Source organism: Steroidobacter denitrificans (genome assembly GCF_001579945.1).
Lineage (GTDB): Bacteria > Pseudomonadota > Gammaproteobacteria > Steroidobacterales > Steroidobacteraceae > Steroidobacter > Steroidobacter denitrificans.
The window spans coordinates 1,014,082-1,031,047 of record NZ_CP011971.1 but is presented as its reverse complement, the minus strand read 5'-3'; the positions used below and the strand labels follow the sequence as shown (position 1 = coordinate 1,031,047).

Here is a 16,966-nt window from a genome sequence, read left to right as displayed (position 1 = left end):
TGGACGGGAGATGAGGCGCGGGTCCTCCAAGGACATTGATGGCGGGGGTCTGTATCTCGACATGCGATCGAACGGTGCTCGCTACTGGCGAATGAAGTACCGCTTTGCCGGGCGCGAGAGGTTGTTGGCCTTGGACCTCTACCCGGAGGTCAGCTTGGCCGAGGCGCGCCGCCATCGCAATGCGGCACGCGCCCTCCTGCGCGACGGGATTGACCCGATGGCCGCCAAGACCTACCGCAAAGCCGAGTACGTCCTCGACACCTACCTCATCCCCACCCTGCGCCGGCGGTCGATCACAACCATGAAGTCCAAGGACGCGGCCGACGCCTTGGCTGGTATCGCCGCGAAGGCGCCCGCTTTGGCCGCCAAAGCGCGTCAGTACCTCGGGGGCATCGTCAACTACGCCATCCGCGAGGAACTGCGCGACGACGGCTGACTACTATCCCTACGGGACACCATCCCGCGACACTAAAATATATAATTCAGATATATTAATAATTTTAATAATTTCGCAGGGGTATCAACGGAGGTATCTCAGCGAAGCCGGAAGTTATACACCTCTGGGGGTGTCAACTTCTTCTCACTCGCTGCGGCAATTCATGTCTTCGCCGAGAAAGGCAAACAGGGCGCAGTCATCGACGATTTCATCACGGCGGCGGGAATTGCGCGCGGAACCTTCTACAACTATTTCCGCAGCACGGATGAACTGCTACACGCGGCAAGTGAGTGGCTCACCGATGACCTTCATCAGTCCATCGGTGAGTCCATCCGGGGCATCGAGGACCCTCTGTTACGCTTCGGCACCGGCATCCGAATGTGGATGCAAAAGGCGGAAAACGATCGCGCGTGGTGTGGTTTCGTGGCACAGGTTCGCCTTGCCAATACCACTGCGGGAGAACGGCCGATCCGGGATCTGAAGCAGGCTCGAAAGGCTGGGCTGTTGACCATACCGTCGCTGGAGGCGGCCATCGACCTAATGGAAGGCACGGCCACCAGCGCGATGCACCGTATGCATCAAAATCCGAAACTGAAGAATTACGGCGACCAGATCACCGTCGTGGTCCTCCGAGGCCTGGGGGCACCCGAAGAGCGAATTGCCGAACTCATGAAGAGGCCGTTGCCTGCCTTTCGGCGGCCAACCAAAACCATCGAATAGCCGCAGTCTAGCCTAAGCAACCTTTCGGTTACCGCCCCTGACGGGCGGGCCACCTTGCGATGAGAGCCAGCAGCGAGCGTGGCATCGGTCGAACAGCTTGGGCGGAATCAAGAAATAATATATTTTTCAGTATATTACGCCAGCGATCTACTGCGGCGCCAGCGGCGCCGGGACGAAAACCTTCGCTCAGCACGCATGCCTTGTACCCGACCACCCAGGGATCCACTCACTCAGGCCCGTGAGCCCACCCCCTACCTGGGCTGCATACGGATCGCCCCGTCCATGCGGATGCATTCACCGTTCATATAATCGTTGTCCACCAGGAAGGCGGCAAGCTTCGCGATCTCGGCGGGCTTGCCAAGGCGCTTGGGGAAGACGACGGATGCTTCCAGGGATTTGTAGTACGCCTCTCCCACGGTCTCGAACAGGGGCGTGTGGATCAGGCCGGGAACGATCGTATTGACGCGAATGCCATACGGCTCGAGGTCCCGTGCCATTGGCAGGCACATGGCCACGATGGCGCCCTTGCTGGCACTGTAGGCAACCTGACCGATCTGCCCCTCGTAGGCGGCAATCGAAGCCGTGTTGATGATCACACCCCGCCCGCCGTCGGCGGTGACGGGTTCGTTCGCCGCCATTTTCTCCGCAGCGAGACGGCACATGTTGAAGGTGCCGATCTGATTGACGTTGATCACCTTGAGGTACTCGTCGATGGGGTGCGGTCCCTTCTTCCCATAGGTCTTATGAGCGGACCCGATCCCGGCGAAGTTGCAGCAAATGTGCAAGGCACCCCACTTGGCAACCACGCCGTCCAGAGCCGCCTGAACCGACGCAGTATCGGTGACATTGACGCTGCAATAGGCGCAGTTCTCACCCATCCGGCCCGCCACTTCGGTACCCAGCTTCTCGTTCATGTCGAAGATGGCGACCTTGGCGCCATCGGCGATGAAGCGCTCGACCGTGCCGCGGCCCAGTCCGGAGGCGCCACCCGTGACGATTGCCACTTTGTCCTTGATGTCCATCTAACCCCTTATCCGGTTGAATGATTGATGTATGACGGCGCCCCGGTCATTCGAAGACTTCACCCGCGGCGAGCTTCTCGGCGACGATGCCCGGCGCCTTGAAACGCTCGCCATACCGGCTCGCGAGTTCGTCACAGCGGTCGATGAAACGCTGCAGTCCGTAGGTGTTGACGAACTGGATGAAACCGCCGGTCCAGACCGGCGCGCCGATACCCATGAGGGAGCCGATATTGCCTTCAGGCACGGAACGCAGCACACCCTCCTGGAGGCACTTGAGGGCTTCCACCACCTGGCGAAACAGCAGCCGGTCCTTGGCGTCGCCTGCGTCGATGCCGACATCGTGCTTACGATAAAGCTCGTAGAGTCCGGGCCAGATAAGCTTGGGGCCGCCGGCCGGATATTCATAGAATCCGCCGCCATGATGACGGCCGCCGCGGCCGAACTCCATCGTCAAGCGCTCGGCCACCTCGACGGCCACGCTGCTATCGGACCTGGAACCATAGATGCCGAGCTGCCGCTGTGTTTCGGCAACCTTGCGGTTGAGTTCCAGGCTGACCTCGTCGAACACGGTGAGCGGACCGACGGGCATGCCGACCAGGCGCCCCATATTGTCGATGAATATGGGATCCAATCCCTCCACCAATAGACGACAGCCCTCATCCAGATAGGTACCGAAGACCCTGGAGGTGAAAAAACCGAGCGAGTCGTTCACCACGATGGGCGTCTTGCCGATCTGCCGGGCAAAGTCGTAGGCCTTGGCCAGCGTCGCCTCGCTGGTCTGCTTGCCGCAGATGATCTCGACCAGCGGCATCTTGTCCACGGGCGAGAAGAAGTGAACGCCGATGAAATTCTCGGGCCGCCGGCTCGCCCCGGCGAGCAGCGTAATGGGCAGGGTGGAGGTGTTGGATCCGAATACTCCGCCCTCGGCCAGCAGGGACTCGGTCTCCTGGATCACTTTCTTTTTCAGATCGATGCTCTCGAACACCGCCTCGACGATCAAGTCACAGCCGCGAAGGTCGGCATTATCGGCAGTGGCCTTGATCCGGGCGAGAATGACCGCCTTTTGTTCCTCGGTCAGACTGCCTTTGGCGAGCCGCTTGGTAAGCAGACTGTCGGTGTAAGCCCTGCCCTTCTCGGCCGCCTGCAGCGACACATCCTTGAGCACCGTCTCGATACCGGCCATCGCACAGGCATAAGCGATGCCCTGACCCATCATGCCGGCGCCGAGGATGCCCACCCTGGATACGCTGGTCTTGCCGATATCCCTGGGGCGGCTGGCACCGCTGTTGATCCGGTTCATCTGCAAAAAGGTGCTGTTGATCAGATTCTTGCACACCGGGGAAAGCATCAGTTCCACCAGGCTTCGCGTCTCGATGCGCAGCGCCGCATCGAAATCCACGCATACCGCATCGTGCGCCAGCGACAGGATGCGTGCCGGAGCCGGCAGGAGACCGCGGGTCTTGGCGAAATATTGCGGACTGGCAGCGCTGAGAAGGCCGGTGACCCGGGGATCATAGATGCTGTCTCTCATGGCATAGCCCTTCTTGTCCCAGGGCTTGAGACCGGCATCCGGATTCGCCTTGACCCATGCCTTGGCGGCAGGCAGCAGTTCCTCGAGGTCATCGACCAAGGCATCGACGAGACCCGATTCCCGCGCCTTGGCGGGCGCCAGGCGTGTGCCCTCGAGGATCAACGGCAGGGCCTTCTCCAGGCCGAGCATATGGATGCTGCGCACGACCCCCCCGCTGCCCGGAAGCAGCCCCAAGGTCACCTCGGGCAGGCCGATCGCGACCTTGGAGGAATTCCAGGCAACGCGGTAATTGCAGGCCAGGCAGATTTCCAGGCCGCCACCGAGCGCGGCACCGTTGATGGCAGCGGCGATCGGCACCGGCAATTTTTCGATGCGGCGCAACTGCGCCTTCATGCGTTCGATGATCTCGAACCACTGCCCGGCATCGGCGGCTCGAGCCTGTGCCATCTCCTTGATGTCGCCACCGGCGAAAAAGGTGCTTTTTCCGGAAGTGATGACCACGCCCGTCAGGCCCTCTTCAGCCTCCAGCCTGTCCGCCAGCCATTCGATGGCAGCGCGGAAATCAGCGTTCATGGCATTGACGGGACCCGCCATATCCATCGTCAGCGTGACGATGCCGTCGGCATCCTTGTCGTAGATGAAACCTTTGAAATTCTCGCTCATGGCTTCGTACCTGCTCTCTTTGCCGGCATTGCCGCTTCAGACGCGTTCGATGATCGTGGCGATACCCTGGCCGCCGCCCACGCACAAGGCCACCAGGCCACGCCTGAGCTTGCGCCGCTCCAATTCGTCGAGGAGCGTGCCGATCAGCATGCAGCCCGTGGCTCCCAGGGGATGCCCCATCGCAATCGCGCCGCCGTTGACGTTGGTGATCTCTCGATCGATACCGAGATCCTGCATGAAGCGCAGCGCCACGGATGCAAAGGCTTCATTGATCTCGAACAGGTCGATATCGGCCACCTCGAGGCCGGCCTTGGCCAGGCACTTTTTCGCGGCGGGACCCGGCCCCGCCAACATGATGGTGGGATCGGTGGAAATCACTGCGGTAGCCACGATGCGCCCGCGCGGCGTGAGGCCCAGATCCTTGCCGGCCTGTTCGCTACCGATCAGCGCCGCGGAAGCGCCATCGACGATGCCCGAGGAATTGCCGGGCGTGTGCACATGATCGATGCAGCCGAGTTGCGGATATTTGCCGATCATCATTTCATCGAAACCCATGGCGCCCATCGCGGCGAAAGAGGGTTTGAGCTTCGCCAGCCCCTCCATCGTCGTATTCGGCTTGATGAACTCGTCCTTCTCGAGAATCATCGATCCCAGGACATCCCGCACCGGCACCACGGACCTGTCGAAAAAACCGTTGGCCTGTGCATGATGAGCGCGCTGTTGCGAAAGCAATGCGAATGCATCGACATCCCGGCGTTTCCAGCCATCGAGAGTCGCAATCGTGTCGGCACCGACACCCTGTGGGATGGAGCGCTCCTTGATCGCGATCCCGGGATCATTCAACCAGGAGCCGCCCGCCGCGCCCATCCTGACCCGGGACATCGATTCCACGCCGCCGGCAACCACCAGTTCTTCCCAGCCGGAAGCCACCTTCATCGCCGCCAGGTTGACCGCCTCGAGAGCGGAGGCGCAAAAACGGTCGATTTGGACGCCGGGAACGCTGATGTCCCAATCGGCATACTGGACGACGGTTTTGGTGATGTCGCCGCCCTGCTCGCCCACCGGGGTCACACACCCCATGACCACGTCGTCCACGCGTGCGGTATCAAGGTCATGGCGGCGTTGCAGCTCTCGAAGCAGGCCCGCGCCGAGCACCACGGGCTTGACCTCGTGCAGCGATCCGTCCGCCTTGCCCCGCCCACGCGGGGTGCGGATTGCGTCATAGATATACGCCGTGTTGACCATGCCTTACACCTCGAGGTTCCAATACGGAATCGGCGCCCAGCCTGCCCGCGATAGATTCCGGATGAACGCCGCTGTGCATGAACGACGCCAAATCACCGCATCATGGCTGAAAATCGCCTGCTACCAGTCTCATGAAAATATCAAGTATGACGAGAGGATTTCGATAGACAATGGTAGCCGCAAACATAAAAATAGACATTTCCTGACAATCAGGATAGGCGAGCCGGCAAAACAAGCGAGATGCACAATCAGTCGGTCCACATCCACTTTGTCCGCGTCACGCTGGCAAACGCCCGGGCGCAGCACCTGGATACCGATGCTCTGCTCGCCAGATGCGGCATCTTTCCCCAGTTGCTCCAATTGGAGGACGCCCGGGTCAACGCCCGCCAGTTCGCGGACCTGCAGACCGCGGTGATGCGGGCGATGGAGGACGAATTTCTCGGCTATGGCGCTCGAGCGGTGCGGCTCGGCTCCTGGTCGGTCTTGTGCCACTGGCTGATTCATAGCCGGTTTCTGGGGCAGACCATCAAGCGTTTCTGCCATTTTCACGCCTTGATGGAACGCGGCTTCGATGCTCGCCTGAGGATGACGAAGAATACCGCGGCGGTCGAGGTCGCTCCCTGGGCGACTTCGAACAAGCCGTCGGTATACGGTTATGAATTGTTCCTGTTCACCTTCCACCGTCTGCTGTGCTGGATGACCCGGGAAAAGGTGCCCATCAAGCGCATGAATCTGCCCTACCCCATGCCCGGCCATCATCGCGAGTACCAGTACATGTTCCGGGGTTGCCCGGTATATTTCGATCAGGACAGCTGTTCGATCAGCTTCCAGCGCAGCCTGTTGGCACTGCCGGTGCGTCAGAATCCGGCTTCGCTCGCCGAATTCCTGCGCCAGCCCATGTACGAAATCATCGTTCAGGACTACGATCGTTCCAGCTGGACCGCTCGCGTAAGGGAACTCATCGCCCACGATCCGGCAGGCGCCGGCTCGTTATCGGAAATTGCCCGCCGGCTGGGAACCAACGACTACAGTCTTCGCCGGCGCCTGGCGAAAGAGGGCTATGCCTTCATCGACCTCAAGAGGGAAGTCAAAAGAGACCTGGCCATCCACCTGCTCGCCAGACACCGGCATAGCGTGGAAGAAATCGCGTTCAAGACCGGTTTTTCGGAAGCCAGCGCGTTCATCCGGGCCTTCAAGCAATGGACCGGCGTGACGCCCCGGACTTATCGCAAGGAGAGTAGACGATAAGGCCGGGAGATCCTGCCTAAACCTTGAGATCCTGGGCCTTGAGATCCTAAGCCTTGAGATCCTGGATGAGCTCTCGCAGCATGCCCGAATCGGCCGCGGTACGAATGGGAATCGAGAACTGCACCGCGCTCACCAGATCGAAGCGCTCGCGGATACGCTCGACGATGGCGTCATAAGTTCCGATAGCGGCATAGCGATGCGCCATTTCCTCCGTGAAGACCTCGAGCATTTCGTTCCATCGGCCCTCCTTCGACATCCACGTCAATTTCTCCGCCTGCTCACCGAAACCCTCGATCTCCATCTGAATCCGGTAGGCCGGCGTGGAGGCATAGAAAGCCAGCCGTTTGCGGACCTCCAGAACCCCGCGCTGCACCTCGTCCGCATCGGCGCCGGTGACCACCATGCCGCCGCCGGCCACCTCGAAACGCTCCCATTCCTCTTCAGACCGGCCCGAGCGTGCGAAACCTGCCCTGAGGCTGGGCAGGGCGATCTGTTCGATATACTTGCGCGAACAAAAACTATGCAGCCGTACCCCCTCGCAAACCTCGCCCGCGACCCCCAGCATGTGTTCGCCCACTGCGGCCAGCTGCACGGGAATATCCGGATGGGACTGCGGCGGAAGACACATGGCCGGAGGCATGAGATTGACGCGGTAGCACTCGCCTTGAAAATCCAAGGGCGCACCCGTCTGCCAGGTATGCCAGCAAGCCTTGACGAGTTTTATATACTCACGCATGCGTTGCGCCGGGCTGGACCAGGGCATCGAGAAGCGCCGCACGATGTGCCCCTTGACCTGGGAGCCCAGCCCGAGCATGAAGCGGCCTTGGCTCATGCGTTGCAGTTCCCAGGCGGTATACGCGGTCGAGACCGGACTTCTGGCCAGCGCCACGGCGATTCCCGTGGCCAGGGTCAGGCGAGCGGGCACTTGACTGGCAATGACCAGCGGCAGGTAGGGATCGATCGGGATCTCCGCGGCAACCAGCGCGTCATAACCCAGATGCTCCGTTTCCCGCACCTGCTCCGGGATACAGGTCCAGTCCGGTTCGGCGAGTACTCGCTCCAGGCCGCCGCCGCTTTGCGCCTCATAGGCATTGCCGAAATTGAGGCGACGCTCCAGCTTGAAGCGTTTCCTGGACATGGTCATGTAATTCTCCCCGCGATCGCTCGCTCCAGCGGTAATGTTATCGGCTGGCGGGCCGGGAGAACAGCCATGATCCTTCATCTGCGACGGCTGCTTTCCATGTTCGCCCTGCTCGAGGTGACACTTGCGCACACCGCTCACCGCCTGCCTGTGTTGCGTACCCACGCCGGTTTCGTATAGCTTCATTCCATTATTATTTTTCCCATCGGTATCGTTCCGCTCGTTTTCCCTTTAATCCCTAGGCGCCCGAGGTTTCGATGGCTGTCCCCGCTCGTGCCTTAACAGCGCTATTTGCGTCGGCACCGCTCGTTCTGACCTTGGCCGCCTGTGGCACCAAGGCCCCGCCGCCGGCCGCTCCCGTCGCGGTCAACGTGGTCACCATCAAGCCCCAGACCGTCGTGCTGACCCGCGAACTGCCGGGACGCACGGTGCCGTTCCTGGTGGCCGAAGTACGTCCTCAGGTCAGCGGCATCGTCGAGCGCCGTCTGTTCACCGAAGGCAGCCTGGTCAAGGCCGGCCAGGCGCTCTACCAACTCGAGGATGCAACCTATCGGGCCGGTTACGACAGCGCCAAGGCCGCCTTGGGGCGGGCACAGGCGACGCTCGTGACCGCACAACTCAATTTCAAGCGGACGGCGGAACTGGTGAAGATCGACGCGGTCAGCGCCCAGGACTTCGAGGACGCCACCGCCGTCGCGCGCCAGGCCGAAGCCGACGTGATGGCTGCGGAAGCCGCCGTGCAGAGCAGCCGGGTCACGCTTGGCTATGCACGGATCACCGCGCCGATCAGCGGCCGCATCGGCAGATCCTCGGTCACCCAGGGCGCCCTGGTCACCGCCAATCAGGCCGAACCGCTGGCGACCATCCAGCAACTCGATCCGATCTATATCGATGTCACCGCTCCCAGTAACGAAATTCTATCGCTGCGCCGGGAACTGGCCGCCGGCAGGCTCGAGAAGACCAGCGATCTACCGGTGACGATCCTGCTGGAAGACGGCTCGCGTTACGATCACGACGGCAAGCTGGCTTTTCTCGAGGTCACCGTGGATCCGACCACCGGCAGCTTTACGCTGCGGGTGGACGTACCCAACCCCAAACATCTTTTGTTGCCCGGCATGTACGTGCGCACGATCATCGCCGCCGGCATACGTCATGGCGCACTGCTGGTGCCCCAGCGCGGCATTCTGCGCGATGCCACCGGCCATACCAGCGCGTTGATCGTGGATGCCGACGGCAAGGTCGAACGGCGTGTCGTGCAAGTCAACCGGACGATCGGGGATCAGTGGCTGGTCGAAAGCGGCCTGGCCGCGGGCGAGCGGGTAATCGTCGAGGGACTACAGAAGATCCAGCCCGGTATCCCGGTGCAGGCCAGCGAGTTGCCCACCGCCGCGGCTCCCGGCGATCCCTCCGCACCTGCCGCATCCCCAGCACATTAAACGGAGCGCATCATGGCGCGATTCTTCATCGACCGGCCGATCTTCGCCTGGGTCATCGCGATCATCGTCATGCTGGCCGGTGCGCTGTCCATTTTCCAGCTGCCGATTTCCCGCTACCCCACCATCGCGCCGCCGACGGTATCGATCTCGGCCAATTATCCCGGCGCATCGGCACAAGTCGTCGAGGATTCGGTGACACAGATCATCGAGCAGAACATGAAGGGCCTGGATGGCCTGATCTACATGTCGGCGACCAGTGAATCCAACGGCCACGCCTCGGTCACGCTGACCTTCGCCAGCGGCACCGATCCGGATATCGCCCAGGTCCAGGTGCAAAACAAGCTGCAGCTGGCTCTCCCGCTGCTGCCTCAGGACGTACAACAGCAAGGCGTCAGCGTCACCAAGGCCAGCGAAGGCTTCATGATGATCGTCGGCTTCGTGTCCGAGGGCGAGCGCATGAGCAGGATCGACATTGCCGACTATCTTGCCGCCAACATCGTCGACCCGCTCTCGCGCGTAGCCGGCGTCGGCTCCACACATCTGCTCGGCTCCCAGTATGCGATGCGCATCTGGCTGGATCCGAACAAGCTCGACATATACAAGCTGACCACGGCCGATCTCATGGCCGCCATCCGCGGCCAGAACCAGCAGGTCGCGATGGGGCAGATCGGCGGCACGCCGGCGATGACGGGCCAGCAGCTCAACGTCGTGATCAACGCCCGCGGCCGCTTGCGCACGGCCGAACAGTTCCGCGCCATCGTCGTGCGCAGCAACACCGACGGTTCGGTGCTCAGGCTCGGCGATGTCGCCCGCGTCGAGCTGGGCTCGGAAAGCTACACCGTCGTCGGCAGCTACAATGGCGAACCCGTCGCCGGCATCGGGATTTCGCTGGCGACCAACGCCAACGCGCTGGCCACCGCCCGCGGGGTGAGGGAGATGATCGAGCAGCTCCAACCGGCGTTTCCCGAAGGTTTGAAGGCGGTCGTGCCATTCGATACCACGCCGTTCGTGCGAGTTTCGATCATCAGCGTCGTACATACGCTCATCGAGGCCATCGTGCTGGTCTTCCTGGTGATGTACCTGTTCCTGCAGAACATCCGCGCCACCTTGATTCCGACGATCGCAGTGCCCGTGGTGTTGCTGGGAACATTCGCGGTGCTGGCGGCGCTGGGCTTCTCGATCAACATGCTGACCATGTTTGCGATGGTGCTGGCCATCGGCTTGCTGGTCGACGATGCGATCGTGGTCGTCGAGAACGTCGAACGCATCATGGCCGAAGAAGGTCTCTCGCCGCTGGAAGCCACACGCAAGTCGATGGACCAGATCACCGGCGCATTGATCGGCATCGCGATGGTGCTATCGGCGGTGTTCGTGCCGATGGCCTTCATGGGCGGATCCACGGGTGTGATCTACCGGCAATTCTCCGCCACGATCGTGGCCGCGATGCTCCTGTCGGTGATCGTGGCGATCATCCTGACGCCGGCACTGTGCGCCACGATGCTCAAGCCGATCGAGAATCCGCAGAACCAGAAAAAAGGTTTCTTCGGCTGGTTCAATCGCCTCTTCGAGCGCAGCCAACGCAGCTATGAGGGCGCGGTGCAGGGCATTCTGTCCCGCACCAGACGCTATCTGGCGGTATTTGCGGCCATGGTCGTGGTGATGGCCGTACTGTTCCTGCGCCTGCCGACGTCGTTCCTGCCCGAGGAAGACCAGGGCTTGCTGCTCACCCAGGTGCTGGCACCCGTCGGTGCAACACAGGAACGCACGCTGGAAGTGTTGAAACAGGTCCGTGAGTTTTTCCTGGAGCAGGAACAGGAAGCCATCGGTTCCGTGCTCACGATACAAGGCTTCAGCTTCAGCGGTTCCGGGCAAAATACCGGCGCGGCATTCATTCATCTCAAGAACTGGGACGAGCGCACCGCGCCGGAGCTGCATGTCAAAGCCCTCGCCGGACGCGCCATGCGGGCATTCAGCCAGATCAAAGACGCCATGGTATTTGCGTTCGCTCCCCCGGCCGTGCCGGAACTGGGCGTATCGGCAGGTTTCATTTTTTACCTCAAGGATGATGCCAGCCTGGGCCACGAGGCGCTGCTGGCGGCACGCAATCAGTTCCTGGGCGCCGCTGCGCGGAATCCATTGATGGTCAATGTTCGTCCCAATGGCCAGGACGACGCTCCGCAGCTACGCATCGATATCGACAACGACCGCGCCGCGGCATTGGGTCTGTCCACCGCGAATATCAATGCCGTGCTGGGCTCCGCCTGGGGCAGCCAGTATGTCGATGACTTCATCGACCGCGGCCGGGTCAAGCGGGTGTACATGCAGGCGGATGCGGAATTTCGCATGAGACCCGAGGACTTCATGCGCTGGTCGGTGCGCAATGCACGGGGCGAGATGGTCATGTTCAGCGCCTTCGGCAGCGCCCACTGGGATTACGGCTCGCCACGGCTGGAACGCTACAACGGCGTACCGGCGGTGCAGATCAGCGGCGAAGCCGCTCCGGGCGTGAGTTCGGGCACCGCCATGGCCGAGGTCGAGAAACTGGTCGAGCAACTGCCGCGGGGTATCAGCCTGGAGTGGACCGGCACGTCGTATCAGGAACGTGCGGCCGGTGCCCAGACACCCCTGCTGTACACACTGTCGCTGCTGGTCGTGTTCCTTTGTCTTGCGGCACTGTACGAGAGCTGGAGCATACCGACCGCCGTACTGCTGGTCGCCCCGCTGGGCATCCTCGGCGCGGTACTGGCCAACACGCTGCGCGGCATGGAGCGAGATATCTACTTCCAGGTAGCGATGCTGACCACCGTCGGCTTGTCCAGCAAAAACGCGATCCTGATCGTCGAGTTCGCCAAGACCAATTATGAAAAAGGCATGGATCTGATCGACGCCACGATGGCGGCGATACGCATTCGCCTGCGCCCCATCCTGATGACGTCGCTTGCCTTCGGGCTGGGCGTGCTGCCGCTGGCCATCGCCACCGGCGCCGGTTCCGGCGCGCAGCGCGCCATCGGTACCGGCGTCGTGGGCGGCATGATCGCCGGATCATTCCTCGGTCTGTTCTTCATCCCCCTGTTTTTCGTGGTGGTGGAACGGCTCATAACCCGCGAGAGACGAGCATAGGAGCCATGGATCCAATCATACGCACGGGTATCGCCATCACCTTCCTGGGTCTGCTCTGTCTGATGATCGGCTATACGAACCGCGAGCGGAATTTCGGGCCCATTCTGATCTGGGGCGGCGTCATGAGCATGGTGGGCGTCATCGTCTATTACATCCTCATGACCCTGAAATAGCGCCGGCCGAACGTTGCGCGCGTTTATCCACGGCGATATAGCTGTAGATGACCGGTACCACATAAAGCGAAATCAGCGCGCCAATGGTAAGTCCCGTGGCGATCACCAGGCCGATGGCATAGCGGCTGACGGCGCCCGGGCCGGAGGCCAGCAACAAAGGCACCACGCCAAACACCATGGCCGCGGTGGTCATGATGATGGGACGCAAGCGAATGCTGGATGCCTTCTTGACCGCCTCCATTCGATCCAGCCCCTCTGTTTCCTGGATCACATTGGCGAATTCCACCACCAGGATGCTCTGCTTGGTGATCAAGCTGATGAGCGTAATGAGGCCGACCTGGGTATAGATGTTGAGGCTGGTGAATCCCAGATAGACGAACACCAGGGCGCCGAAGACCGACATAGGCACCGCCGCCAGCACGATGAATGGATCGCGGAAGCTTTCGAATTGCGCCACCATCAACAGGTAGACCAGCAGGATGGACAGCACGAAGGTAAGAATCACGGCACTGCCCTGTTGTACGAACTGGCGCGACTGGCCGCCGTAATCGATGCTGTAATCGCCAGGCAGCTCGCTGTGGGTCAGATTCCCGAGCGTATCCAGCGCCAGCCCCAGCGTAACGCCGGGGGCGGCCACGCCCTGGAGCGTGACCGAGTTGAGTTGCTGGAACTGCGGCAGGAATTGAGCCTGCACGGTCCGGCGGGTATCGACCACCGTGTTCAAGGGCACCCGTTCGCCGCCGGCGCCGCGCAGATAGTATTCATTCAGAGCATTGATGTCGGCGCGCTGTGCGTCGGGCACCAGGGGAACCACCTGGTAGCTGCGACCCGACATTTCGAAGCGGCCCGTCATGCCTTCGCTCAGCAAGGTCCCAAGATTCCGGCCGATATCGCTCATGCTCAGCCCCAGGCTGGCGGCCACGTCGCGCTTGATGTCCAGGGAAATGGCCGGGGCATCGATGCGCAAATCTTTTTGCAGGAAGGCGAAATGACCACTTCGATAGGCCGCGCCCATGAGGGTGTCGGCGGCCTTGCTGAGCTCGTCATAGCCGAGCGCCGAGGTCAGCACGAACTGTACGGGCAGTCCCGCGGCGCCTGGAAGCACCGGCTGTGAGAACGCCACCGTCTGCAGGCCGGTGACCTTGCTCAAGTCACCTTGCATCAATGGCATGAGCTGCATCTGCGTGCGCGCGCGCTCGTTCCAATCCTTGAGATTGGCGCCGCCAAATACGGCATTGGCACCGGCGCCGCCCTGCGGCGGAACGCCGCTGATCTGCCATACCAGCTCGGTTTCCGGATAATTCTCCGGACTCAGAAATTCATGGATCTGCGCGTTGTACTTGTCCAGGTAGCTGCGGGTGGCGGTGGCCGGTCCGACGCCGGCGTAAGTCACGATGCTCTGGTCCTCGTCCGGTGCCAGCTCGCTTTCACTCCCCAGGAACAAAAACGGCGTGCTGGCCAGCACCGCGCCGACCGCCAGCAGGACCAGTGGACGCACGGTCAGCACCTCTTCCAGCGAGCGGTCATAGCCGCGGCGCAGTGCGTTGAAACCGCGCTCCAGCCAGTGCGTCAGTCCCGTCGATGAAGTCGGCTGCAGTACCCTGGAGCACAGCATGGGTGTGAGCGTGAGTGCAATGACGCTCGAGATCACTACCGCGGCCACCAGCGTGAATGCAAATTCGGTGAACAATGCGCCCGTCAGGCCGCCCATGAAACCGATGGGCAGAAACACCGCCACGACTGTGGTCGTCATGACGATGATGGGTGTCGCCAGTTCGCGGGCGCCGTTGATCGCCGCCTGAAACGGCGGCTGCCCCTCATCGATCAGGCGCTGGATGTTCTCCAGCACGATGATGGCGTCGTCCACCACCAGGCCAATGGCCAGTACGATGGCCAGCAGCGACAGCAGATTGATCGTGAACCCCAGCGCCAGCATGAGCAGGCCACCCCCCACGATCGCCAGCGGAATGGCGATCGCCGGCAGCAGCAATGAGCGCAGCGAACCCAGGAACAGGAAGATCACCACGACCACCACCAGCAGTGTGATGCCAATGGTCAGAAACACCTCTTCGAGCGACGCGTTGATGAACTTGGCGGCATCGTAAGCCATGCCGATGTGCAGCCCCGGCGGCAACGATTGGCGCAACTCATCGATCACAGCATGCACTCCGGCCGATACCTCCAGCTCATTGGCTGCCGGGGTTGTGTTCACGCCAACGGCTACCGCTTCGTGGCCGTTGAAGAACGACATCTGATTGTGATTCTGCGTATCCAGCGTGACGTCGGCTACGTCCTCGAGGCGCACTTGAGTGGTACCTACGCTGCGTACCACGAGTTGTTTGAACTCATCGACATCGTGCAGCGACGTACTGGCGTTGATTGAAATCTGCCGCTGCGGATTGCGCGTCTGTCCAACCGCAGAGACGAAGTTGTTGGCCGCCAGCGCGCCGGCCACGTCGGCAGCGACGACGCCGCGTGCCGTCATGCGCATCGGATCCAGCCAAACGCGCAGTGCATAGGCGTTGGCGTTGGGATCGGTACCGGCGGGGACGACGTCGATCGTACCGACGCCGGGTACGCTGTGGATACGAGGATTGGCGACGCGCAGCACATAGTCGTTGACTTGCGCCTGCTCCAGCTCATCGCCATAGAACATGATCCACATCTTGGCGCTGGCACCGCCGACCTTGGAGTCGATGCGCGGATCCAGGCTACCGGCCGGCAGCAGGTTCTGCACCTGATTCACCTTGGACAGAATCTGCGCCAGCGCCGCATCCGGATCGAACCCCAGCTGCATCTCGATCGTGATGACCGACTGCCCCTGCTCGCTGGTGGCGGTCATGTAATCGATGCCGGATGCGCTGCTGATGGCCTGCTGCAAAGGCACGGTGACATAGGCCTGGACCGTCTCCGGACCGGCACCCGGGTAGACCGTGGTGACGGTAATCTCGGCACTGGTGATGTTGGGATACTGACGCGTTTCCATCTGTGTCCAGGCACGCAGACCCAGCAGCAGGATGATGAGGCTGAGCGCCGTGGCCAGCGCCGGACGCCGGATGAAAAAGTCGGTGAATTTCATGGCGACACGCTGTTGTCGATGCTCACCACAGCGCCGTCCCGCAGCTTGTTCTGCCCCGCTGTCACCACGATGGCTCCGTCCTCCAGATCATCGGCTTCGAGCAGTACCTGGCCCTGACGTTCGTGCAGTACATGTACGACCTTGGCGCGCACCACTTGTTCTCCATGCTCGGCGCCGGCCAGTACGAAGATCGAATTGCCGAAGGTGCTGTAGGTGAGCGCCGACTGCGGCACCGCAATACCCGTCATGGCGCGTCCCAGACTCAGCGTCACGTGGCCGAACAAGCCCGGGCGCAACTTATCGTCCTGGTTGTCGATCGTCGCCTGCACCTCGATGTTGCGTGTCTGCGGATCCATCTGCGCGGCCATGGCCGCGATTTTGCCGGTAAAGACCTCATCGGGGCGGGCACTGGTTTTGAACTCGACAGCCTGTCCCGACTCCAGTTGCATCAGTACCTCCTGTGGCAAGGCAAAATCCAGCAGCAACGGATTCCAGTGCTGCAGATCCACGATGCCCGTGCCGGGCGCCACGTATTGGCCCAGACTGACTTCACGTATTCCCAGCATTCCGTCGAAGGGCGCGGTGATGCGCAGCTTGGTCAGCACAGCCTGGTCGCTGGCCACCGCTGCAGCAGCCATGTCGTGCTCCCGCTGCGCGGCCTGCAGCTGCTCCTGACTGACCGCATGCGATCGGATCAACTTCCTGGCACGTTCAAGGTCCATGACCGCGGATTTGAGCCGCGCCTGATTCGAGCGCAGTGCTGCGCGTTGGCTGGAATCGTCCAGCTGCACCAGTAGATCGCCCTTGTTGACGCGCGCACCCGATTCAAAGGCGATTTGCGTCACGTTGCCGGCGAGCTGCGCACTGACCCGCGTGCCATTGACCGCGCGCAGCGTGCCCACGGCACGTATCCGCGTGTCCCAGGATGCCTGCTGTGCCCTGGCCGTGGCCACCGATGCAGCCGGCCAGCTCTGCCTGGCTGCAGCCGCTGCGGCCTGTCTGTTCTGATAGTACTTGCCGCCGAAAATGGCACCCAGGGCCAGCGCCAATGCGGCCAGCCCGATCAACCACTTGCTCATACGACTTTCCTTCAGCTTTCCTTCAGCTTTTCTTTGCGAATAACCGTCATACGCTCGTGCATGCTCGATGCAT

At 61.7% G+C, this 16,966-nt stretch carries 12 protein-coding genes and 1 pseudogene; 7 read left to right on the top strand and 6 right to left on the bottom strand.

Annotation, left to right across the window (positions count from 1 at the left end; all coding sequences use genetic code 11):
• Positions 1–91: 91 nt before the first annotated feature.
• The 3 genes and pseudogenes from ACG33_RS04475 to ACG33_RS16645 all read left to right on the top strand — a co-directional run bounded on the left by ACG33_RS04475 (position 92) and on the right by ACG33_RS16645 (position 1,156).
• The gene (locus ACG33_RS04475; RefSeq protein WP_237392687.1) at positions 92–436 is read left to right on the top strand and encodes an integrase arm-type DNA-binding domain-containing protein; all 345 of its coding nucleotides are present in this window, start codon (positions 92–94) and stop codon (positions 434–436) included.
• Between the two features lie 54 nt (positions 437–490).
• Positions 491–661, top strand: a pseudogene (locus ACG33_RS17010) (hypothetical protein); the annotation flags it as partial.
• Between the two features lie 159 nt (positions 662–820).
• Positions 821–1,156: a hypothetical protein gene (locus ACG33_RS16645; protein WP_237392686.1), complete on the top strand. Its 336-nt coding sequence runs from the start codon at positions 821–823 to the stop codon at positions 1,154–1,156.
• Positions 1,157–1,407: 251 nt separating this feature from the next.
• On the opposite strand, the gene ACG33_RS04465 is transcribed toward ACG33_RS16645, so the two are convergent.
• From ACG33_RS04465 to ACG33_RS04455, 3 genes are read right to left on the bottom strand one after another with little or no spacing between them, the layout of a single operon-like run.
• A complete protein-coding gene (locus ACG33_RS04465) occupies positions 1,408–2,178 on the bottom strand; it encodes an SDR family oxidoreductase (RefSeq protein WP_066919052.1) in 771 nt (256 codons plus the stop codon).
• Positions 2,179–2,224: 46 nt separating this feature from the next.
• Positions 2,225–4,372, bottom strand: a complete 2,148-nt coding sequence (locus ACG33_RS04460; RefSeq protein ID WP_066919050.1) for a 3-hydroxyacyl-CoA dehydrogenase NAD-binding domain-containing protein — start codon at positions 4,370–4,372, stop codon at positions 2,225–2,227.
• A gap of 36 nt (positions 4,373–4,408) precedes the next feature.
• Positions 4,409–5,617 (bottom strand): acetyl-CoA C-acetyltransferase, encoded by a 1,209-nt coding sequence (locus ACG33_RS04455; protein WP_066919048.1) that lies wholly within the window; start codon positions 5,615–5,617, stop codon positions 4,409–4,411.
• Positions 5,618–5,857: 240 nt separating this feature from the next.
• Between ACG33_RS04455 and ACG33_RS04450 the strand changes: the two genes are divergently transcribed.
• Positions 5,858–6,865, top strand: coding sequence for an AraC family transcriptional regulator (locus ACG33_RS04450; RefSeq protein ID WP_066919046.1), 1,008 nt, complete (start codon positions 5,858–5,860; stop codon positions 6,863–6,865).
• Between the two features lie 46 nt (positions 6,866–6,911).
• On the opposite strand, the gene ACG33_RS04445 is transcribed toward ACG33_RS04450, so the two are convergent.
• Positions 6,912–8,192, bottom strand: a complete 1,281-nt coding sequence (locus tag ACG33_RS04445) for a TIGR03617 family F420-dependent LLM class oxidoreductase (protein WP_066919044.1) — start codon at positions 8,190–8,192, stop codon at positions 6,912–6,914.
• A 71-nt stretch (positions 8,193–8,263) separates the two neighbouring features.
• On the opposite strand from ACG33_RS04445, the gene ACG33_RS04440 reads away from it, so the two are divergent.
• From ACG33_RS04440 to ACG33_RS16310, 3 genes are read left to right on the top strand one after another with little or no spacing between them, the layout of a single operon-like run.
• Positions 8,264–9,442: an efflux RND transporter periplasmic adaptor subunit gene (locus ACG33_RS04440; RefSeq protein WP_066919042.1), complete on the top strand. Its 1,179-nt coding sequence runs from the start codon at positions 8,264–8,266 to the stop codon at positions 9,440–9,442.
• 12 nt (positions 9,443–9,454) lie between these two features.
• Complete coding sequence (locus tag ACG33_RS04435) at positions 9,455–12,562, top strand: efflux RND transporter permease subunit (RefSeq protein WP_066919040.1); 3,108 nt, start codon at positions 9,455–9,457, stop codon at positions 12,560–12,562.
• Positions 12,563–12,567: 5 nt separating this feature from the next.
• The gene (locus ACG33_RS16310) at positions 12,568–12,735 is read left to right on the top strand and encodes a hypothetical protein (RefSeq protein ID WP_168160018.1); all 168 of its coding nucleotides are present in this window, start codon (positions 12,568–12,570) and stop codon (positions 12,733–12,735) included.
• Here ACG33_RS16310 and ACG33_RS04430 read toward each other — a convergent pair.
• Complete coding sequence (locus ACG33_RS04430) at positions 12,719–15,814, bottom strand: efflux RND transporter permease subunit (protein WP_066919038.1); 3,096 nt, start codon at positions 15,812–15,814, stop codon at positions 12,719–12,721. The two genes, ACG33_RS16310 and ACG33_RS04430, sit on opposite strands and share 17 nt — an antisense overlap.
• Positions 15,811–16,893: an efflux RND transporter periplasmic adaptor subunit gene (locus ACG33_RS04425; protein ID WP_066919036.1), complete on the bottom strand. Its 1,083-nt coding sequence runs from the start codon at positions 16,891–16,893 to the stop codon at positions 15,811–15,813. Before ACG33_RS04425 ends, ACG33_RS04430 begins: the two co-directional genes overlap by 4 nt.
• Between the last annotated feature and the right edge of the window lie 73 nt (positions 16,894–16,966).